Source organism: Longitalea luteola, from assembly GCF_017356035.1.
GTDB classification, from domain to species: Bacteria; Bacteroidota; Bacteroidia; order Chitinophagales; family Chitinophagaceae; genus Niastella; species Niastella luteola.
This window is the reverse complement of the sequence record NZ_JAFIQX010000002.1, coordinates 434,699-453,923: the sequence shown is the minus strand read 5'-3', so window position 1 is coordinate 453,923 and position 19,225 is coordinate 434,699. Positions and strand designations below refer to the sequence as shown.

Below are 19,225 nucleotides of genomic sequence, written 5' to 3'. Positions count from 1 at the left end.
TTGCTTTTACAAAAAGAGATCGGGCATAAGTTTGCCACCGGGGTTCACGGCATAATGATCAAGATCGGTAATACCCTGCTGCACCAGTATATCTTCATCAATAAAGAAATTGCCGGTGCATTCCGAAGCGGGGCGCTGCAGAATATAATAGGCCGCATCAGCTACTATTGCAGGCTTCCGGCTGCGTTGCACCATCACATCGCCTCCTACAATGTTCTGAATGGCAGCAGTGGCAATGGTGGTTTTGGGCCAGAGGGCATTTACGCCTATCCGGTGTGGTTTTAATTCTTCAGCCAGTCCCAGCACGATCATGCTCATGCCGAACTTGCTGATCGTGTAAGCCAGGAAGCGGCCAAACCATTCGGGATTTAAATTCAGCGGTGGCGACAAGTTCAAAATATGGGCATTACCACTTTGTTTTAATGCCGGTAAACATGCTTTGCTCATAAAAAAGGTACCGCGGACATTTATATCATGCATCAGGTCCCAGCGTTTAGGCTCCATTTGTTCTGTGGGCATCAGGTTAATGGCGCTGGCATTATTCACGAGGATATCCAGGCCGCCCAATTGCTCCACGGTTGTTTTTACGATCTGCTCTATACTTTCTTCAAAACGAATATCGCCCTGAATCGGAACCACCCGGGCTGCACCGGCTTTGGTAATTTCTTCCGCTGCTGTATAAATGGTTCCTTCAAGCCTGGGATGAGGTTCAGCCGTTTTGCCAACGATGGCAATTTCAGCGCCATCTGCTGCTAAACGCATAGCAATCGCTTTTCCTATGCCCCGAGAACCACCTGTAATGAGTACTTTCTTTCCCTTGAACTGCATAGTATTTTCGTTTTTTCGAGTGAATCAATTTGTGATGTGACTTACAAGTTATTCTAATTCAGCGTCAAATAGAAACTCAAAGTATAAGCACCTGGAACATTACGTAGTTTTACTATTTCACAGGTAATTTCTGAAATGTATAAATCAAGCGTTTGTTCGCTTGCAATTCAACTATTTTAACAATATGTTTGTAATCGTCAAGTTTGACTGATTCATAAGAACACCAATATCCAAACGAAAACCTGATCCAACAATCCAAGAAAAATCAACCAAGATCCTGAAAGACCAACCCGCTGCAGGCGGGATATCCAAGATCCAAAGAAAGACCAGGTAAAACCAATGTTCCTGAAAACCGTAATCGTTCCTGAATCATTCAATCAAGACAAACAAAAATCCAGATCCGCTTAATCCAGGCATCCTTTGAAAATGATTTAAAATTTGTACCTCCTGATGAACCCTGTTCCTTCTTGGTAAGGTTTAGTACAAACTTTTTAAACAGTCCCGGAATACCTCCGGGATTGTTTCTTTTTATACATGTCTCATCGCCTGGCTTCAAATGGGACTCATCGAAAAAAGAAGGTGAGCCCCGGAACGGAACCCACCTTTATCAACTTGTTAACTGTTAACCTTAATGTGCGTCGGTTACGATCACCGGCTTCTTCTTGAACTTCTGCAAATAGATCACCGGAATAGCTGCCAGTACAAACAGACCGATCAGCATATACATATGATCGTATGTTACCAGCATGGTTTGCCTGATAATATTTCCTTCCATCATCAGGTTGCTTTTCTGCTGGGCCTCCAGGAGGGTAGCGCCCTTACCCATTAACATTTGGACCTGTCCCTCATTACGTTGAACATAGGCAGGGTTATAGGGATTCAAATTTGCCAGCAGCGCAGTGCGTACTTCGGCCGATTTTACGTGTATAAGCGTGGTAAGAATGGCCACGCCGAATGAACCGCCTAACTGCCGCATCATGTTGTTTAAGCCAGTACCCTGACCAATCTGTTTTCCCTGCAGCCCCTGTACCGCCAATGTGGTCAATGGTACAAATAAAATGGCCATACCAATACCGCGAATGATCAGCGGCCAGAAGAAATCGCCGGTGCCTGATTCAAGCGTGCTGTTGGATAACATCCAGCAGAATACAAAGAACAGGATGAATCCGCCGGTTGCCATGTACTGTGCAGGCACTCCTTTCTTCAGCATGGCGCCCACAAACGGCATCATCAGAATGGTTGCCAGGCCGCCAGGCAACAAGATCAACCCGGTTTGCAGGGCGGTAAAATGGAGCAGGTTCTGACAAAATACCGGGAAAATAAATACGGATCCGTATAAAGCAAAGCCAAGCGCAAACGAAGTGATAATACCAATGGCAAAGCTCCGGTCTTTCAAGATCCGAAAATCAACCACCGGATGGTCTATGCTCAGTTCACGCCATATAAACCCGACCACAGCCAATATTGTAGTAAAGGTAAGTACAGTAATGTAAGGAGTCTCGAACCAGTCTTCTGTTTCGCCTTTTTCCAACACCACCTGCAAACTGCCCACGCCTATGGCCAGTAACAGGATCCCCCACCAGTCGATCGGTTTTCCCTTGGCGAACATCGGCGACTCGCGCACAAACATCGACACCAGGAATGCGGCAATTGCGCCTACAGGAATATTTACATAGAAGATATATCTCCAGTTGGTATTGTCAACAATGTAACCGCCGATGGTAGGACCGAGTGTAGGACCAACTACCGCCCCCAAGCCAAACAGGGCCGTAGCCATGCCTATTTCTTCGCGCGGCCAGGTTTCCATTAAAATGGCCTGGGCTGTTGACAACAAACCCCCGCCAGCCAAACCCTGCAATAACCGGTATAGGATCAACTCTGTGAGTGAACTTGCCTGTCCGCATAAATACGAGGCAGCTGTAAAGATGAGAATGGAAGCCAGAAAGTAATTCTTTCTCCCAAACCGATCGCCCAACCAGCCCGACATTGGCAATATGATTACGTTGGCCACCGCATAACCTGTTACCAGCCAGCCCGCATCTTCCAGGGTGGCACCCAGGTTACCCATGATCTCGGGCAGGGCCACGTTCACAATGGTCGTATCGATCAACTCCAGCAAAGAAGCCATGATCACGGTAATGGTAATGATCCATTTCCTAAATCCTTGTTCTGCCATTCTTAAAATTTTTATGCTAAACGCTGAACGCTTGCTTCGTTTAGGCGCTATGCGCCGACTAGCTCGCCGGAATGTTGAACGCCAAATGCTTAACGCAACCTCCAACCCGGCAAACATCTATGGGTTTGAGCCTTCAGCCTTTGGCTTTGAGCCTTCAGCCTTTGGCATTCAGCGCCTGCCTGCCGGCAGGCAGATGCTGCGTTTTGCGGTTCTGCGTTTTGCGTTGAGCGTTCCGCGTTTTGCGTTGAGCGTTTAGCCCTTTTATGATTTTTTGGTATCAACTACCACTTTGGCACTCATACCCGGACGTAACCGGTTTACAAATTCAGTATCTGCTTTATCCAGTTTAATACGAACCGGGATGCGTTGCACTACTTTTACGAAGTTACCGGTAGCGTTATCGGGCGGCAGTAATGAAAATCTGGCGCCGGTAGCACCAGCGAATGATTCTACAGTGCCGTTTATCGGATGGTCGGCAAATGCATCAACATTAATATGTACAGCCTGGCCCACTTTGATATTTTCAATCTGCGTTTCTTTAAAATTGGCGGTCAAATACAATCCATTGTCATTAACAATAGAGAAAAGGGATTGACCCGCCTGAACCAGTTGCCCGGGCTGAATGGTTTTCTTTGAAACAATACCATCTGTAGGAGCAGTGATAACAGTATAGCTTAACTGCAATTTGGCATAATCGATATCTGCCTGGCGCAAGCCGATGTTTGAAGCAGTGGCCTGAACCTGCTGCCGGTTGGTGCTTACTTTCTCGGTTACGACCGGAACCTGCGTTTCAGCAGCACGCAATGCAGCTTCCGCCGCATCTTTCTCTGCCTTGGCCGCATCGAACTGCGCTTTGGTGATGGCGTGATCCTCATACAAAGCTTCATAGCGTTTGAAGTCTTCGGTCGCTTTCCAAACGCGTACTTTGGCAGTTTCAATATTCGCCTGTGCCGTAGCAATACCGGTTCTGGCTTCTGCTACCGCATACTGAGATACATTCACTGATTGTTTCGCAACAGCCAGGGCAGCTTCCGCCTGTTTCAGTTTGATCTGGAAATCGCGGTCATCGAGCACTACCAGCGTATCACCCGCTTTTACAAACTGGTTATCGGAAAATCGGATCTCTTTGATATAGCCGCTTACTCGTGTTACTACCGGACTAATATCGGCATCGATCTGTGCATTGTCTGTTTCTTCATGGCTTTTACCATAAATATATTCTTTGGCAGTGAATGCCAGGGCGCCTATTAATACCAGCCCCAGGATGATCGGGAAAATGATCTTTTTTCCTTTACTCTTTTTTGCTTCGCTCATACAATATCTCTTTAATGCTTTTTTAAATGGTTAGGGTTGAATATGTCCGGTTGTTTTCAAAAGGGTATAATAAGCGGCGGTAGCATCAGCTTTGGCCAGCTCCAGGTTCAACCGAGATTCATACAACAGGGTTTGTGCATCTATCCGGTCAGTAGTTGTAGCCAGGTTGTTCCTGAACTTAGATTCGGTTATCCGTTCATTTTCCGTTGCCTGTACCACCGCATCGTTCAGCACTTTAATTTTTTCCAAAGCCTGCTGATACTGGGTGTAGGTTTTATTTACATCCATTTTCACGCGGTCGGTAAGCAGGTCGCGCGTTGTCGCCACTTCCTGTTTTTGCAAATTTGCTTCTGTTAATTTGTTCCTGTTCTTAAAAAAACCGGTAATGTCCCAGCTTGCGTTTACTCCTACTACAAATGGCGCCAGATAAGTAGCTCCTTTCGGGAAAAGGGCTTTTGTGGGATTGATATAATACAGGTTGCCCCCAACGCCTACTGTAGGTAATTTTTCATCATGCACCTTTTTGATGTTCACATCGGCCAGTTTATCCTGGTAATTCAGCGAACTGAATTCCTTTCTATCTTGCAGGGCCTGCTTCATATACACTTCCGGTCTTTCAGTCATATCCAGCTTATAAACTACGTCCTGTACCTGTACGGTTGTACTGTCTGGCAGACCCAGCAAGATATTCAGGTTATAATTCACCACTTTGCGGTTATTCTCTAATTCAATTTGTTGCAGTTGGATGTTCGAACGCTGCAGCTGAAAGCGCAATACATCGTTCTTTGTTGCCAGTCCCTGGCTTTCAAACTTTTTGATCTCCGTTAATTTCTGATCTACATCCTGCAGGTTCTGCGCTACTATTTTTTGATTCTGTTGAATTTTATAGAAGTTGATGTAAGCATTGATGACATTGTACACAATTTCATCTTTGTTGGCTTCCGCATCGAGCTTGCTGCTTTGGATCAGCAGGTTGGCCGACTCCCTTGCATAGCGGTAGCGGTGGCCTGCAATAATGGGCTGGTTAATGCTCAGGGTAGCCTGGTACAATGTATTATCGAAAGGAAATTTCATGCTCTTCGGATCTGAACCATCCGATGCAGGCAGGGCAAAGCTGCGCTGCAACATCAGGGCATGGCTGTAACCTGCGCTCACTTTCGCAGTGGGCAGCGATTCATCTTTCGCCTGCTCCAGTTGTGATACGGCCTGTTCAATTTTATTCTGTGACAGCTGCAATTGTTTGCTATTCTGTACGCCCAGGCTAACGGCTTCTTCCAGACTGATGGTTCTGGTCTGTGCTTCCGCAGAAAAAATGGTTAGTAATAAGGCTAATCCCGAGATTATTTTCTTTTTCAGGTTCATGCGATCTATATATTAAATGTTATTCTTCATTTTTGATATCCAGGTGCGCCCGCATCATTTGTTTCAAATGTGTTTTTAACCGGGGAGCGATCTTTTTACGAAAAGTAGGTTCATCCGTTTCGTCTACTTTCAGCAGACGGCAATACAAACTTTTTGAATTCACTATCTGGGTAAGCGTGCCAAACATGCTGGCCATGGTAAACTCAATATCCACTTTGCGAAAAACTTTCTTCTTCTGCCCGTCTGTAATGACCTTTTTTATCTGCTCCAGGTTACGCAGCTTGATATTGATGATAAGCTCCTTTATTTCGGTTGACCTGGTTTGATTGTATTGTTGCGACATGATACAATGGAACCGGTAATTGTTCATTATCTTTTCTACGTAAAAGTCAACCACACGGTCTACTTTATCCCAGGGCGTAAGGGTTTGATCCTTGCTTAATTCCTCCAATATACCCAGGGTATAGCCGGCCCTGTCTTCGATCAATGCTTCCAGTAGCTTTTCCTTTGAACCGAAGTAATAAGAGATCATGGCAAGATTAACGTTAGCGAGTTGCGCAATATCCCGCACAGAAGTTCCATCAAATCCATTTTCGGCAAACAGTTGCTCGGCAACTGACAGGATGTGTGTCCTTTTATCAACTTTTTCCGTGAGTGACATATAAGATCTTACTTTTGGAGACCCAAAATTAAACAAACGTTTAAATTAAACAAACGTTTAAGTAATTTGCGGCGAAGCTAAAATATTACAGCGGCAGTAAAACGGTGTGCGATCAGCCAGGTGCTGTTGGTAGGACAAATCACGGTTAGTGAATTGATTTCAAAGCAGATCAGTTGAAAAACAACATGGAAGATCAGTCGATAAAAGCACAGCGAAAGAAAAGGTTCCAATAACAATTAAATAACAAAAAAAAGATCGCCCTCAACCGGTTAACCATTGTTCTGGATAGAAATTTCAAAACATCGGCACGCAGAAAGACGACACTCATCATAGCGAAATTGCCAGTCAGCCCGGCAACGGGAAACTGGTAGCCGGCAGTTGGCAACAGCCTAACTAACAACCGTAAGGTACTCGGTAACATTGCTGAAATGCCCGCCCGGTCGGTGCTGAAACATTATTACCCCTGGTTTTAAAATCCTCAAAAATTTTAATGTAAATCACATAATAAACAATACGTATTATCGTTTCAATGATGTTTATTCAAGTTCCGGTTGACTGCATGCGATTTTCTATAACCTGGTTCCAGGGATCGATATGGAAGAAAGGATGTAAGAAGCTGAACTTAGGTTATAATTTCAGTCACTTAGTTCTCATTTAATAATATCAGGGTATGAACCGGCTTCTCTAAGCCGGTTTTCTTTTTATATTGACCATTCAGCTCATTCAGGGGCGGAAGTCATTCAGCTGCTAACACTCCGGTTTAAAAAATTGCCGCCCTTGAAAAAGGGCGGCCTTTTTGCCCTATGCACTATTTAACCCCTATTAGAGACTTTTGAAAAAATATCTTTATTGACTGCTGAAAACAGCTGGCAAATATTCACTGAGTTATTAAAGTAAATTATACCTGGCAAGAGCAGCCTGTTGTATAACACCGTCTGCTTTTATTTTCTTAATAAATGGGGAATAAATTTTGAAAGTCTCAAGGGCAGAGAGCAAAAAGAAATTGGCCAGGGTATAATCGGGTAACAGGAACAGGTTCGTTGCCGTTTTCATAGTCAAAGGATTTCGTAAGCAGCAGCGATGTGTTAACAATGGCTGCCTTATGTGCTCAAAGATATTTAACCAACCAATACAACACAATAGCATTATTACTTAGGACCATTCGTACGTACATGTCACCGTTAGTTGATGAATTTACCAGTGTGTACAAACACGTGATACAGCCCGAGCTCCGCGGCCATTTGCCTGAATGGCCCATTTAATAAACCTGTAATTGCAATTAGCCCAGGCATTAACGTTGCATATAAAACTTGTATTAAAGAATAATCCCTTTTAACCATAAACATTCCCGTTAAAGATCCCAACGACAATAAGCATAGTATTTAATGATCCACTATATTAAAGGGTCATTAAAAAACCCGTCTGCTCAACAGACGGGTTAATTGTTCGTATAACATATATCGTTGCCATGACGCTTCGCCATGCTGCTGTACTACGATAACAGTTATTAACAAATATTAATAACTGCTCTAGGCAAGGTCCATGTAAGGTTTGTTCTGCAGAATGTTTTCTATCTCCTGCAGTACTTCCGGCGTTAATAAAGGCAGCACAGCAGTTGCTTTCAGGTTTTCGTGCAATTGCCCGGTTTTAGTAGCGCCCAGTATGGCAGTGGTAACATTCGGGTTTTTAATAGTCCATGCAATGGCCAGGGCCGCTAAAGAAACATCTAATTTCCCGGCCAGGGCCGCCAGTTGTTTTACCTTTTTTATTTTTTCTTCCTGGATCCACCTGTCCTTTAACCAGCCGAAACCGGCAATGGCCAAACGCGACTCCTCCGGAATACCCTCGTTGTATTTACCCGTGAGGAAACCGGCCGCCAGCGGGCTCCAGATGGTTGTACCTAACCCTACGTTCTGAAACACGGGCAGGTAATCCATTTCCATCTTGTAGCGCTCGAACATATTGTACTGCGGCTGCTCCATCGTGGGCCCGATGAGGCAATACTGTTGCGCTACCCGGTGCGCTTCCATGATCTCGGCGCCACTCCATTGACTGGTTCCCCAATACAGTATTTTGCCTTGTTGTATAAGATTGTGCATTGTCCAAACCACTTCTTCAATAGGAACGGATGGGTCGGGCCTATGACAGAAATAAAGGTCCAGGTAATCGAGCTGCAGCCGCTCCAGCGCCTCGTGGCAGGCTTCTACCATATGTTTTCTGCTCAGCCCGGTTTGATTGGGCTTGGCAGCCTTGCCGCGCGTACCAAAGAACACTTTCGATGACACGACGTACGAACTGCGGTCCCAGTTCTTTTTCTGTAATACCCGCCCCATCATTTTCTCACTTTCGCCGCCGGCGTAGCCTTCCGCATTATCAAAAAAATTAATACCCGCATCGTAGGATATACCCATCAATGCATCTGCTATACTATCGTCAATTTGTTTGTGAAAGGTTACCCAGCTGCCAAAGGAAAGAACACTCAACTGTAATCCTGATCGTCCAAGTCTTCTATATTCCATATAGTTTTGTTTAGACATCAAATGTAAGGGATGTAGCACAGAAATGGGCAGTGGGCAGTGGGCAATGGGCAGCCGGTACGCTACTGCGGCATACCATTGCTGGGCACCAGCATGGGCCCTGAGCTCTTATAGAAGGTGTATGAGGTAAGATCCTGGGCGGCCCGTAGACCGTCTTTTGCAAATATTATCTTATCGCGCTGGTATACATGGGCCGGTTTATCGGTGTAGAATTCCTTTTTATCCTGGTCCCACCACAGTTCCTGGGTGCGCAGTGTATCCCCATTTTTGAGACTTTGCACCAGCACACTGTCGCGCAGCAGCACCTTGTGATCATACTCCACATACTTCGCATAGCGGGCGTCTACAGTACTTTCTATAACGGTACTGTCATCGTAAAAATCAACATGCAACGTGCGGGGAAATTCAAAATAATTAGAATCAGGCACCAGCACCCTTAGCATATACGGCGAAGTAAGTTTTGCCTTCGTGATGCCCGACTGGCTCAGGTAGCTTTCCACATTTTTAGCTTCTTCTATGGCTTTTTTCTTCTGAAAAAGGGCATCTACTGCCGCCTGATCGTTCTCACAGGAAGTAAGCACAAAAAAACAACCCATCAACAGGGCTACGGCAAAAAAATGATATGTCTTACGGCTTCTTCGCATATATAACCTGCTATCAACTCCTTCTGTCACCCATTATTGTGTTCGCTGATAGCATAGAGACCTTTGAAAATGAGGTCAGGGTCTGCAAATATCCTGTTTTTCAAATGATACACAAAATAGGGCGCATCCCCCCCGGTTAACACCACGTTAAAGTTCCCATACCGTTCTGCATAGGCATCGATCATGCCATCGATCTCTTTGGCCATTCCTAAAATTACACCACTGAGTATATTGGTACGGGTGTCATACCCTATCAGGGGCAGGTTCCAGTCTTTTTCAACCAGCGGCAGTTTGGCTGTAAACATCTTAAGCGATTTGAACCGCATTTCCATGCCCGGGGAAATGCCCCCACCCAGAAATTCTTTGTATTTATTAACGAAGTTATAAGTGATGGCGCTGCCCAGGCCGATGATGAGGTTATTATGATCGGGAAAAAGATCAACGGCGGCCGACATGAGCGCCAGGCGATCGGCGCCGATATCCTGGGGTTTACCCACCGGTGTTGTGATGGGGATCTTTGACTGATGTGATAATTTATGGAATCGCGAAGCTGCAGCCAGCAACTGCTCCAGGTCGGGGTTATGATTTACAACAGAAGAAAGAATTGATTTGGCAGGTTTATATTTTTCTATCAGGTGTTTGATGGTGTCATTGCTATCATTTTCCAGTACCAGCACTTCCTGTAATTCCCTGTTCTTAAAAACGGCGCATTTCAACCGGGTATTGCCGAAATCAAAGCATAGCGTTGTTGCCAAACTGAATGTATTTTAACGTTTTCCTGGATAAAATAGCGGATGAAGAAATGCGATTTTTTTGTTTCTGCCAAAAAAGATTGTAGAAGGACTAATGCGTACCATACTGACCTGCCCGGCCAACGCACCTGCGGCACATCTGGTTCCGCAGCTAAGGGCATCGGTCCACTTGAAAATTACTTGTCAATATCAAAATCGAAGGCTGATAAATTCCTGAAATGCCCGTTCAGTTTTACCTTTTCTTTCAGTTGTTCCATTTCCAGCAACATGGGCAGTACTTTTTGCAAATGCCTTTTCATATATTCCTGCCGTTGCAGCTCTTTCATAAGCCCCAACAGCTCATATTCCTCCTCAAGCGAAAGGCCGGCATGATGCCCAACATCATAGGTCTTCAGTTCTTCGTCGGGTTTCTTAAAATCTTTACTGATATTCAGCAGGCGATGCATTTGTTTTACCCCGCTCACCACTTTTTGCATCAGTTCGCGGTTGCCGGCATCATCGTTCTCGGGATAATTCACAATGGCGCCGCTGTACAATTTATCAGGCACCTGTTTTATCACTTCCAGGATGCGAAAAATGCGCAATCCCCGGGTTTTAATGTCCATTTCGCCATTTTCATACGTTTGAACAATGTCGCTTACCTCCACCAGGGTGCCCAGTTCCTGCAGGCGGTTGTTTACGACAGACGGAATGCCAAAAGACTTTTTGCCTTCGAAACATTCAGTTATCAATTGTTTATAGCGTGGCTCAAAAATGTGGAGATGTACCTTCTCACCCGGGAAAACGACAATGCTCAGGGGGAAAATCGGAATAAAATTAGTCATAGTAAATACACGTTTTGCAATCTAACACAATGTTTTTAAACCTGTAAAATATATTCCACATTCAGCTACATTTGCAGGGCATTATTGCATTACTTAATAACACTGTATCTAAATAAAAGTTATGAAAATTTCGGGATTTATTATTATACGAAATGCTGTAATTAATGATTATCCCGTAACAGAAGCTATACGTTCTGTACTACCACTGGTTGATGAAATGATCGTGAGTATCGGTGACAGTGAAGATGATACCGTGGGATTGATCCGGGCTATTGCTTCTGACAAGATCCGCATCGTACACTCGGTGTGGGACCCTGCCTTACGTAAGGGCGGGCAGGTACTGGCGGTTGAAACCGATAAAGCGTTTGCACATGTTTCGCCCGATGCCGACTGGGCATTTTACATTCAGGCCGATGAGGTTGTGCATGAAAAATATTACCCTGCCATTCTGGAAGCCGCCAGAAAATACAAAGATCAAAAAGAAGTAGAAGGCCTGCTGTTCAAATACACCCATTTTTACGGTACGTATAATTATGTGGGTGATAGCCGCCGCTGGTACAATCGCGAGATCCGCATAATTCGAAACGATAAAACCATTCGTTCCTATAAAGACGCACAGGGCTTTCGTAAAGATGGCCGCAAGCTGAACGTGAAATTGATAGACGCCCACATCTATCATTACGGCTGGGTGAAAAGCCCGAAGCAAATGTTGCAGAAGCAAAAGAACATTGGAAAATTCTGGCGTAGCGACGAAGAATGGGAACAGTTCCTCACCGAATCTGATTTCTGGGATTTCAACAATGAATTCGATTCGCTGGCGAAATTCAACGAAACGCATCCGGCAGTAATGCAGGACAGGATCACTAAACAGAACTGGAAAATAGAGTTGGATATCAGCCGCAAACGCTTCTCCTTTAAGAACCGTATACTGTATTACATAGAAAAAGCAACCGGCAAACGCCTGTTCGATTACAGGAATTACAAAATATTAAGATAATCCCGTACCGGTTGAACCAACGCCACAATAAAAAAAATTCAATGAGTCCGATTACAGCAGTAATCATCACACATAACGAAGCCCGGAATATTCAACGATGCCTGGCATCACTGAAAACAGTAGCCGATGAGATAATCGTGGTTGATTCTTTTTCAACAGATGGTACGGTGGCTATTTGCCAACAGGAAGGCGCTATTGTAAAACAACAGGCCTGGCTCGGCTTCGGCCCACAAAAGAACGCGGGCATTCAATTGGCCAGTCATGAATATATTCTTTCCCTTGATGCCGATGAAGCCCTGGACGATGAGCTGCAGGCTGCTATCCTGGCCGCTAAGAACCAGGGGCTGCGGGGCATGTATGATTTTACCCGCTTGAATTATTATTATGGCAAATTCCTGCGCCATGGCGTTGAATACCCCGATTATAAGATCAGGTTATTCCCTAAAAGCAAAGTGCAGTGGAATGATGAGCTGGTGCATGAGACCCTGCTGCTGCCGCCGGACGTACCCCAAAACCGGTTAAAAGGGCATCTGTTGCACTACACTTATTTCACTATTCAGGAACATGTTGCCAAGGCAAACAAATACACCAGCCTGGGCGCTGAATTAAATTATAAAAAAGGGAAAAAGGCAAGCTGGGGGAAGATCATATTCGGACCACTGGCCACCTTTTTGCAGGCATATATCTTCAAGCTGGGCTTTTTAGATGGCGGACACGGATTTATTGTAGCAGCTTTTCACGCTTATGGCGCTTTTATGAAATACACCAAACTATGGCAGCTGCATAATGAAAAGAAATAACCGCCGCCCAACCCTTAAACAACCGATAAGCAAATGAAACCAACACCATCCAGCACATTACTCATAGCCACTTACAACTGGCCCCAGGCATTGGAGCAAACATTACTGAGCGTACAACGCCAGGTGCTGCTTCCCGATGAAGTAATTATTGCCGACGATGGTTCAAAGGATGAAACACGGGCGCTGATCACCAGGTTCCAGGAAAATTTTCCGGTTCCGTTACATCATGTATGGCAGCCCGATGATGGTTTCAGGCTCGGCCAGATCCGTAATAAAGCCATTGCAAGCGCCACCCGCGATTACCTCATTCAAATCGACGGTGATCTGATCCTGCATCCATCATTTGTGAAAGATCACTTGACAGCTGCACGCCCGGGGCATTTTATTGGTGGCAGCCGTGTGCTGCTCAGTGAGGAACTGTCGAAACAGCTGTTGAAAAGCAATGATCAACAGATCTCATTATTTCATAAAGGCGTACGCAACAAGCTCAATGCCCTGCATGCGCCGGCGCTTGCCCGCTTTATTGAATTGTTCAAAAAAGAAAAGGGATTGTATAATTTACGGGGTTGTAATATGTCGTTCTGGCGGGAAGATCTTATCCTGGTGAATGGCTACAACGAGGAGATCACCGGCTGGGGGCGGGAAGATACCGAACTCGTAATTCGGTTATATAACAGGGGTATAAAACGCGTATATTTTAAATTGCAGGGAATTGTATACCATCTTTATCATAAGGAGTATGACCGCACCAGTGTTTTGAAAAACGATACGGTGGTACAACAGGCCATAGAAAGCAATTCGATCTGGTGTAATACCGGTATCGCTCAATATTTGTAATAGCTATAGAACATGCATATCCAGGCCTCCGTCAACTGGCAGCAGTTGCTGGAACAAATACAAACAGGATCGCAGAAAGCCATTTCCCGGTGTATATCACTGGTAGAAAATGAAGTGCCGGGATTTGACCGTTTCCTGGCCGCCTTGCCCGTTCATCAGCATACGCAGATCATTGGTATTACAGGCCCGCCGGGCGCAGGCAAAAGCACCCTTACCGATGCCCTCATAGGTGAACTGGTAGCAGCACAAAAGAAAGTGGCGGTGCTGTGCGTTGATCCCTCCTCTCCCTTCAATATGGGCGCCCTGCTGGGCGATCGCATCCGAATGAGCGAATGGTACAGTCATCCGAATGTGTTCATCCGCTCGCTGGCTACCAGGGGTTCATTGGGTGGATTGCATCCCAAAATCATTGAGCTCACGGAAGTACTAAAAGCGGCGCCATTTGACCATATAATCATTGAAACCGTTGGGGTTGGACAAAGCGAAGTGGAAATTGCCGGCCTTGCTGATGTTACCGTGGTGGTGCTGGTGCCTGAAGCCGGTGACGAAGTGCAAACCATGAAAGCCGGTCTTATGGAAATTGCCGATATTTTTGTGGTGAATAAAGCCGACCGGCCCGATGCCGATACGTTTTACCGAAACCTGAAATTAATGTTGCAGCCGGCATTTCATGCTGCAGCACTGGACATTCCGGTCATAAAAACCATCGCTTCGCAAAAACAGGGCGTTCATGAGCTTTTTGAAGCAATATTGAACGGATTGAAGCATGTGCAAACAACCGAAAAGAAATTCAGGTTACTGGCCGATAAAGCTTATTATCTGCTGCAGAAACACCGCATGAAGGACATACGTAAAGAGGAGCTGCTGGCGGCTATTCAAAAAGAAAATATCACCAACGTTTATTCGTTTATAACCAGGTTCTATTAAAATCCGTTCGAACAAGTTATGCATATTTTGTATTGCACTTTTGGTAACCGTTTCCAGAATCATTTACAGGCTGCGTTCTCAGCGATGTCGTTTTTACAGCAGCCGAATGAAATAAAATCGATTAACGTTATCACCGATGCGGCGCCCTTCTATAAACATTTGGCGAATCATGTGAACATTATTCCGGTTACACCGGAGAAAATAAAAGAATGGAAAGGACCGCACGATTTCTTCTGGCGGGTTAAGATAAAGGCCATTCAACATATTGCCAGTATGTATGCCGGCGAACCGGTCATGTATTGCGATACAGATACTTTCCTATATAACAATATCACTACTTTAAAAGCCGAACTGCTGGGCGGAAAAGCGTATATGCACGAAGATGAAGGCGCTTTATCAACGCTTACCGATAAAACCAGTAAAAGAACCTGGCGGGCGCTCAAAGGAAAAACGTTCGCCAATATTGTAATGAAGCCCACTGACCATATGTGGAATGCCGGCGTGGTGTCGAGCCCCAATAATAAGGGCGGAAAAGATATTGACCTCGCGTTGCAGATATGCGACGAAATGTGCGCCGGCGGCGTGCCTTTCAGGCTGGTTGAACAATACTCGCTGTCTCTGGCCCTGCACCATACGTATACCCTGGGCGATGCCACGCCCTGGATCGCCCACTACTGGCGGAACAAGGAAGACTGGAACCCCTTCATCCTGGAATGGATTGCCGAACAACAATTCAAAGGCTATAATTTCGACGAAATGCTGTTTAATTTCTCCCAGCTGGATCTGGGACAGGTTCCGGTTATCATTAAAAGAAAATACACCGCTGTAAAATGGCACCGGGCCGTTGACTGGCTGTTTCCGCCTACTAACCATAAATATGTGAAGCGTACTATGTAAGGCCGAAAGGGCTTCTCAAGCCTTCTCAGAAAAGACCATCAAATAATAAAATAGCAAAATACGTGTCTTACTGATTGTTCCTCCACCACCGGTACCCAATATAGCCCATGATCAGGAGCGGAGTGAGGCCGAGGTAAATGATGCCGGCATTCAGGGCTTTGGCAGGCTTTTCACCCAGTTGCTGGGCTGTTTTCGTGCAAATAGAGCACTGCGCCTGCAGATCGGCGGGCAATATACTTAGCAGTATCAAAAACAGGAACAGTATCAGGCATCCTCTTGTCATGGCATTTCAATTACCTGGCAAAAATACGACGAAAACCAATGCCGTGGTTCACTTACAAAACAGCTACCCGGCTTTCTCAACCAACACCCGTCAGCACTGAACAGCGGCAAATTGGTAAAGGCCAGCCGGGGCCAATTCATTCAAATTCTTTAATTATCTGAATGAATTGCCACCGGACATCGTAAAACAATCAGGCAGTCGCTTCTGTCGTTTCCGGATTGTCAAAGGCTTTCTCCCAGCTATCGATGTATACCACGGCCGTGGAAGAAGCCCGGTCGTGCCATTTGGCGCCAAATAAAAAGGAAAGTCCGTCAAAGGGAATGAGGCGGGCCAGTGTGCGCAGGAAAACCCGGCCGGGCGTTAGCGGCACACCGTCACTCACCACACATGACCTGGTGATCATTTTTCCAAAGGTTTGCCCGAAAACGGCTTCCGAGAAAAAGCAATACAACAGATAACTCCCACCGTAAATCAGTTGTATCAGCCACGCATCGTTATGCCCTGAATACATCCATTGGAACACCAACAGTGTTAACGGAAGTAAAAAAAGAGCATCGAGGATATAATGTAAGAACCGGTGGCCTGTAGAGGTGAATGCGACCATATCGTACTCCTGCAAATTCACCCGCTCTACCTGTTTTTGAGGTTTGTTACTGATCAGTAAGATCAGCAGAATGATGCTCAAAATATTAACGAACACAGTAACAAAGCTGTACCAGCTGGCGGTGTACAAATATTTGGCATAAGTGATCCGCGAATAGATCACCAATGGATAGTTGGCCACTGCTCCCGCCACATACATATACCGGAAAAGCGTATATGTTCTATCACGTAATTCCGGGTCTGTGCTGGTGAGGGCCATTAAACCCAAAATGAAAATAGCCAGTTCTATCAAAGCAGCCAGGGCTGTCCTGGTTACATTGAATAGGGTGGCGTAATCGCCGGAAACATCATTCTTTACCAGTAATTTGATGTAAGGGACTGTTTGTATGAAGGTGATCACTATAATGGCAAGGGTAAGCCATATAGTTATGAGGGTAGCTCTTTTCATAAGATCAACGGTTCAGTGGTCTACAAAATAGCAATTTTATTTTCTGTATCAAATAAAAAAGGGACCACCCGGCGGGTGATCCCTGATATATAAGGTCTTGAAAAATCAATTACGCTTCTGCTTTCATCGACTTCGCCTGCTTCTTTCTTTCTTCTTCATTGAGTATGGTCTTACGCATACGAATGAAGTTCGGCGTTACCTCAATACACTCATCCTGCTGAATATATTCCATACATTCTTCGAGGGTGAGCTGGATCTTCGGTGCAATGTTAGTTGCAGCATCGCTGCCACTGGCGCGCATGTTGGTGAGCTTTTTTCCTTCGGTAATTTGCACTACCAGGTCGCCTGGTTTAATGTGCTCACCAATGATCTGTCCGGCATAGATCTCTTCACCTGGATCTATAAAAAATGAACCTCTATCCTGCAGTTTATCGAGTGAGTAACCGGTTGACGTTCCATTCTCTTTAGCCAGCAACACACCGTTGTTACGACCGGGGATAGGGCCTTTCCAGGGTTTATATTCACTGAAGCGGTGGGCCATTACAGCTTCTCCTTGTGTGTTGGTCAACATTTGTGTACGCAAACCAATCAATCCACGTGAAGGAATTTCAAACTCCAGGTGTTGCATGTCACCTTTGGTTTCCATCACCAGCATCTCCCCTTTACGGCGGGTTACCAGGTCAATTACTTTTGAAGCAAATTCCTGAGGCACGTCTACTACCAGTACCTCATATGGTTCACATTTTTTACCATCGATCTCTTTTACGATCACCTGGGGCTGACCTACTGTTAATTCGTACCCTTCCCGACGCATGGTCTCGATCAATACGCCCAGGTGCAGGATACCACGTCCATATACCAGGAAGGCATCGCCGCCTTCGCTATCCACCACTCTCAATGCCAGGTTCTTTTCGGTTTCTTTCATCAGGCGGTCGCGCAGGTGACGGCTGGTAACGAATTTTCCATCTCTACCATAAAAAGGTGAGTTGTTGATGGAGAACGTCATGTTCATGGTAGGTTCGTCAACGCTGATCACCGGTAAGGCTTCGGGATTATCGAAATCGGCAATGGTATCGCCAATGTTAAATCCTTCAATACCTACTACAGCGCACAGGTCACCGGCCACTACTTCCGTTACCTTTTTCTTACCCATACCTTCAAACACATATAATTCCTTTACACGTGTCTTTTTTATGCTTCCATCGCCCTGTACCAATGAAATGGGCTGGTTTTCTTTGATAATGCCGCGTGACACTCTGCCAATGGCAATACGCCCCAGGAAAGAGGAATAATCCAGGGAAGTGATCTGCATTTGCAGGTTACCTTCGCTTGTGGTTGGTGGCGGTACGTGTTTAATGATACCATCCAGCAATGGCGTAATATCTTCGCAGGGAGTTAATGAATCGTTGAACCAGCCGTTCTTACCGCTACCGTAGTAGGTAGGGAAGTTCAGCTGCTCTTCGGTAGCATCGAGGTTGAAGAATAATTCGAATACAGCATCATGCACTTCATCGGGACGGCAGTTGGGTTTGTCAACTTTGTTGATGATCACAATAGGGCGCAGGTTTAACTGCAGCGCCTTCTGTAATACAAAGCGGGTTTGTGGCATAGGCCCTTCAAAGGCGTCAACCAGCAAACACACACCATCCGCCATTTTCAATACACGTTCTACCTCACCACCAAAGTCGGCGTGGCCGGGCGTATCAATTACGTTAATTTTTACGTCTTTGTACGTTACTGCCGCGTTCTTACTGAATATGGTGATACCTCTCTCTCTTTCCAGGTCATTACTGTCCATGATCAACTCACCAGTTTCCTGGTTGTCACGAAACACTTTGGTAGCGTGTAAGATTTTGTCTACCAGGGTAGTTTTTCCGTGGTCTACGTGGGCAATAATGGCGATATTTCTGATATCCATAAATTCCTTTTTCCTGACAGGAAATGTTTTTAAAATTCTTAATAATGAATGCCTTAAAAAGCTCTGTTTAGAGTAATGGCAAACGAGGCGCAAAGGTACGCTAAATCAATGGGCGGGGCAAGCAAAAGGAGAAACTTTATGTATAATTAATTAACGTTTATAATGGTTTATATGGGCTTTATAACACTTATAAACCCTGATGTCTTGAAACTGATGTAAATGACTGAAACCTAACCGAATAGCAGTCACTGAATTATATATTCGAGGTTACAGCCCCCAGGAACCGAAATTCAGGAACCACTAAAGCCAAATCCCAGGGACCAAATTGCAAGAACCAATTTACAAGAACCAAAAAAGCTCCAAAACCCAAAAGACCAATTTCCAAAGCCAAATCCCAGGGACCAAATCCCAGGGACC

19 protein-coding genes are annotated in these 19,225 nt (G+C 45.3%); 6 read left to right on the top strand and 13 right to left on the bottom strand.

Going from position 1 to position 19,225, the window contains the following annotated elements; translation table 11 throughout:
• Positions 1 to 6: 6 nt before the first annotated feature.
• Both JUB15_RS06065 and JUB15_RS06060 read right to left on the bottom strand, forming a co-directional pair.
• Positions 7 to 828 carry an SDR family oxidoreductase gene (locus tag JUB15_RS06065; protein ID WP_207511437.1) on the bottom strand — a complete coding sequence of 274 codons (822 nt, stop codon included), beginning with the start codon at positions 826 to 828 and terminating at the stop codon, positions 7 to 9.
• A 628-nt stretch (positions 829 to 1,456) separates the two neighbouring features.
• The gene (locus JUB15_RS06060; protein ID WP_207511436.1) at positions 1,457 to 3,004 is read right to left on the bottom strand and encodes a DHA2 family efflux MFS transporter permease subunit; all 1,548 of its coding nucleotides are present in this window, start codon (positions 3,002 to 3,004) and stop codon (positions 1,457 to 1,459) included.
• 85 nt (positions 3,005 to 3,089) lie between these two features.
• Between JUB15_RS06060 and JUB15_RS06055 the strand changes: the two genes are divergently transcribed.
• Entirely contained in the window at positions 3,090 to 3,260 is a 171-nt protein-coding gene (locus JUB15_RS06055; protein ID WP_207511435.1) for a hypothetical protein, read from the top strand.
• 5 nt (positions 3,261 to 3,265) lie between these two features.
• Here JUB15_RS06055 and JUB15_RS06050 read toward each other — a convergent pair whose 3' ends face one another.
• The 8 genes from JUB15_RS06050 to JUB15_RS06015 all read right to left on the bottom strand — a co-directional run bounded on the left by JUB15_RS06050 (position 3,266) and on the right by JUB15_RS06015 (position 11,098).
• Positions 3,266 to 4,318: an HlyD family secretion protein gene (locus tag JUB15_RS06050; protein WP_207511434.1), complete on the bottom strand. Its 1,053-nt coding sequence runs from the start codon at positions 4,316 to 4,318 to the stop codon at positions 3,266 to 3,268.
• A gap of 30 nt (positions 4,319 to 4,348) precedes the next feature.
• The gene (locus tag JUB15_RS06045; protein WP_207511433.1) at positions 4,349 to 5,680 is read right to left on the bottom strand and encodes a TolC family protein; all 1,332 of its coding nucleotides are present in this window, start codon (positions 5,678 to 5,680) and stop codon (positions 4,349 to 4,351) included.
• 19 nt (positions 5,681 to 5,699) lie between these two features.
• Complete coding sequence (locus JUB15_RS06040) at positions 5,700 to 6,341, bottom strand: TetR/AcrR family transcriptional regulator (RefSeq protein ID WP_207511432.1); 642 nt, start codon at positions 6,339 to 6,341, stop codon at positions 5,700 to 5,702.
• A gap of 888 nt (positions 6,342 to 7,229) precedes the next feature.
• Positions 7,230 to 7,394, bottom strand: a complete 165-nt coding sequence (locus JUB15_RS06035) for a hypothetical protein (protein ID WP_207511431.1) — start codon at positions 7,392 to 7,394, stop codon at positions 7,230 to 7,232.
• Between the two features lie 476 nt (positions 7,395 to 7,870).
• Positions 7,871 to 8,860: a potassium channel beta subunit family protein gene (locus JUB15_RS06030; RefSeq protein ID WP_207511430.1), complete on the bottom strand. Its 990-nt coding sequence runs from the start codon at positions 8,858 to 8,860 to the stop codon at positions 7,871 to 7,873.
• A gap of 80 nt (positions 8,861 to 8,940) precedes the next feature.
• Positions 8,941 to 9,522 (bottom strand): LPS export ABC transporter periplasmic protein LptC, encoded by a 582-nt coding sequence (gene lptC, locus JUB15_RS06025; protein WP_207511429.1) that lies wholly within the window; start codon positions 9,520 to 9,522, stop codon positions 8,941 to 8,943.
• 26 nt (positions 9,523 to 9,548) lie between these two features.
• Positions 9,549 to 10,277: a type III pantothenate kinase gene (locus JUB15_RS06020; RefSeq protein WP_207511428.1), complete on the bottom strand. Its 729-nt coding sequence runs from the start codon at positions 10,275 to 10,277 to the stop codon at positions 9,549 to 9,551.
• Between the two features lie 173 nt (positions 10,278 to 10,450).
• Complete coding sequence (locus JUB15_RS06015; protein WP_207511427.1) at positions 10,451 to 11,098, bottom strand: LON peptidase substrate-binding domain-containing protein; 648 nt, start codon at positions 11,096 to 11,098, stop codon at positions 10,451 to 10,453.
• A 121-nt stretch (positions 11,099 to 11,219) separates the two neighbouring features.
• Between JUB15_RS06015 and JUB15_RS06010 the strand changes: the two genes are divergently transcribed.
• Genes JUB15_RS06010 through JUB15_RS05990 form a run of 5 tightly spaced genes read left to right on the top strand, consistent with a single transcriptional unit; the run spans position 11,220 to position 15,556 of the window.
• A complete protein-coding gene (locus JUB15_RS06010) occupies positions 11,220 to 12,095 on the top strand; it encodes a glycosyltransferase family protein (RefSeq protein WP_207511426.1) in 876 nt (291 codons plus the stop codon).
• 41 nt (positions 12,096 to 12,136) lie between these two features.
• Positions 12,137 to 12,895, top strand: coding sequence for a glycosyltransferase family 2 protein (locus JUB15_RS06005; RefSeq protein WP_207511425.1), 759 nt, complete (start codon positions 12,137 to 12,139; stop codon positions 12,893 to 12,895).
• A gap of 33 nt (positions 12,896 to 12,928) precedes the next feature.
• Positions 12,929 to 13,732, top strand: coding sequence for a glycosyltransferase family 2 protein (locus tag JUB15_RS06000; RefSeq protein ID WP_207511424.1), 804 nt, complete (start codon positions 12,929 to 12,931; stop codon positions 13,730 to 13,732).
• A gap of 12 nt (positions 13,733 to 13,744) precedes the next feature.
• On the top strand, positions 13,745 to 14,659 hold the full coding sequence (gene meaB / locus JUB15_RS05995; protein WP_207511423.1) for a methylmalonyl Co-A mutase-associated GTPase MeaB: 915 nt from the start codon (positions 13,745 to 13,747) through the stop codon (positions 14,657 to 14,659).
• A gap of 18 nt (positions 14,660 to 14,677) precedes the next feature.
• The gene (locus tag JUB15_RS05990) at positions 14,678 to 15,556 is read left to right on the top strand and encodes a hypothetical protein (protein WP_207511422.1); all 879 of its coding nucleotides are present in this window, start codon (positions 14,678 to 14,680) and stop codon (positions 15,554 to 15,556) included.
• A gap of 67 nt (positions 15,557 to 15,623) precedes the next feature.
• Here the strand turns inward: JUB15_RS05990 and JUB15_RS05985 are convergent, their stop codons facing one another.
• The 3 genes from JUB15_RS05985 to typA form a co-directional block, all read right to left on the bottom strand.
• The gene (locus tag JUB15_RS05985) at positions 15,624 to 15,839 is read right to left on the bottom strand and encodes a hypothetical protein (protein ID WP_207511421.1); all 216 of its coding nucleotides are present in this window, start codon (positions 15,837 to 15,839) and stop codon (positions 15,624 to 15,626) included.
• Positions 15,840 to 16,029: 190 nt separating this feature from the next.
• Complete coding sequence (locus JUB15_RS05980) at positions 16,030 to 16,890, bottom strand: RDD family protein (RefSeq protein WP_207511420.1); 861 nt, start codon at positions 16,888 to 16,890, stop codon at positions 16,030 to 16,032.
• A gap of 109 nt (positions 16,891 to 16,999) precedes the next feature.
• Positions 17,000 to 18,808: a translational GTPase TypA gene (gene typA / locus JUB15_RS05975; RefSeq protein ID WP_207511419.1), complete on the bottom strand. Its 1,809-nt coding sequence runs from the start codon at positions 18,806 to 18,808 to the stop codon at positions 17,000 to 17,002.
• Between the last annotated feature and the right edge of the window lie 417 nt (positions 18,809 to 19,225).

Bases quoted from the DNA above. Each gene is read 5' to 3' on its own strand.
- JUB15_RS06060 (WP_207511436.1), bottom strand. From the start codon at position 3,004: ATGGCAGAACAAGGATTTAGGAAATGGATCATTACCATTACCGTGATC.
- JUB15_RS06055 (WP_207511435.1), top strand. From the start codon at position 3,090: ATGCTTAACGCAACCTCCAACCCGGCAAACATCTATGGGTTTGAGCCT.
- JUB15_RS06050 (WP_207511434.1), bottom strand. From the start codon at position 4,318: ATGAGCGAAGCAAAAAAGAGTAAAGGAAAAAAGATCATTTTCCCGATC.
- typA (WP_207511419.1), bottom strand. From the start codon at position 18,808: ATGGATATCAGAAATATCGCCATTATTGCCCACGTAGACCACGGAAAA.
- JUB15_RS05990 (WP_207511422.1), top strand. From the start codon at position 14,678: ATGCATATTTTGTATTGCACTTTTGGTAACCGTTTCCAGAATCATTTA.
- JUB15_RS06065 (WP_207511437.1), bottom strand. From the start codon at position 828: ATGCAGTTCAAGGGAAAGAAAGTACTCATTACAGGTGGTTCTCGGGGC.
- lptC (WP_207511429.1), bottom strand. From the start codon at position 9,522: ATGCGAAGAAGCCGTAAGACATATCATTTTTTTGCCGTAGCCCTGTTG.
- JUB15_RS06010 (WP_207511426.1), top strand. From the start codon at position 11,220: ATGAAAATTTCGGGATTTATTATTATACGAAATGCTGTAATTAATGAT.
- JUB15_RS05980 (WP_207511420.1), bottom strand. From the start codon at position 16,890: ATGAAAAGAGCTACCCTCATAACTATATGGCTTACCCTTGCCATTATA.
- JUB15_RS06000 (WP_207511424.1), top strand. From the start codon at position 12,929: ATGAAACCAACACCATCCAGCACATTACTCATAGCCACTTACAACTGG.
- JUB15_RS06045 (WP_207511433.1), bottom strand. From the start codon at position 5,680: ATGAACCTGAAAAAGAAAATAATCTCGGGATTAGCCTTATTACTAACC.
- JUB15_RS06005 (WP_207511425.1), top strand. From the start codon at position 12,137: ATGAGTCCGATTACAGCAGTAATCATCACACATAACGAAGCCCGGAAT.
- JUB15_RS06035 (WP_207511431.1), bottom strand. From the start codon at position 7,394: ATGAAAACGGCAACGAACCTGTTCCTGTTACCCGATTATACCCTGGCC.
- JUB15_RS06040 (WP_207511432.1), bottom strand. From the start codon at position 6,341: ATGTCACTCACGGAAAAAGTTGATAAAAGGACACACATCCTGTCAGTT.
- JUB15_RS05985 (WP_207511421.1), bottom strand. From the start codon at position 15,839: ATGACAAGAGGATGCCTGATACTGTTCCTGTTTTTGATACTGCTAAGT.
- JUB15_RS06015 (WP_207511427.1), bottom strand. From the start codon at position 11,098: ATGACTAATTTTATTCCGATTTTCCCCCTGAGCATTGTCGTTTTCCCG.
- meaB (WP_207511423.1), top strand. From the start codon at position 13,745: ATGCATATCCAGGCCTCCGTCAACTGGCAGCAGTTGCTGGAACAAATA.
- JUB15_RS06030 (WP_207511430.1), bottom strand. From the start codon at position 8,860: ATGGAATATAGAAGACTTGGACGATCAGGATTACAGTTGAGTGTTCTT.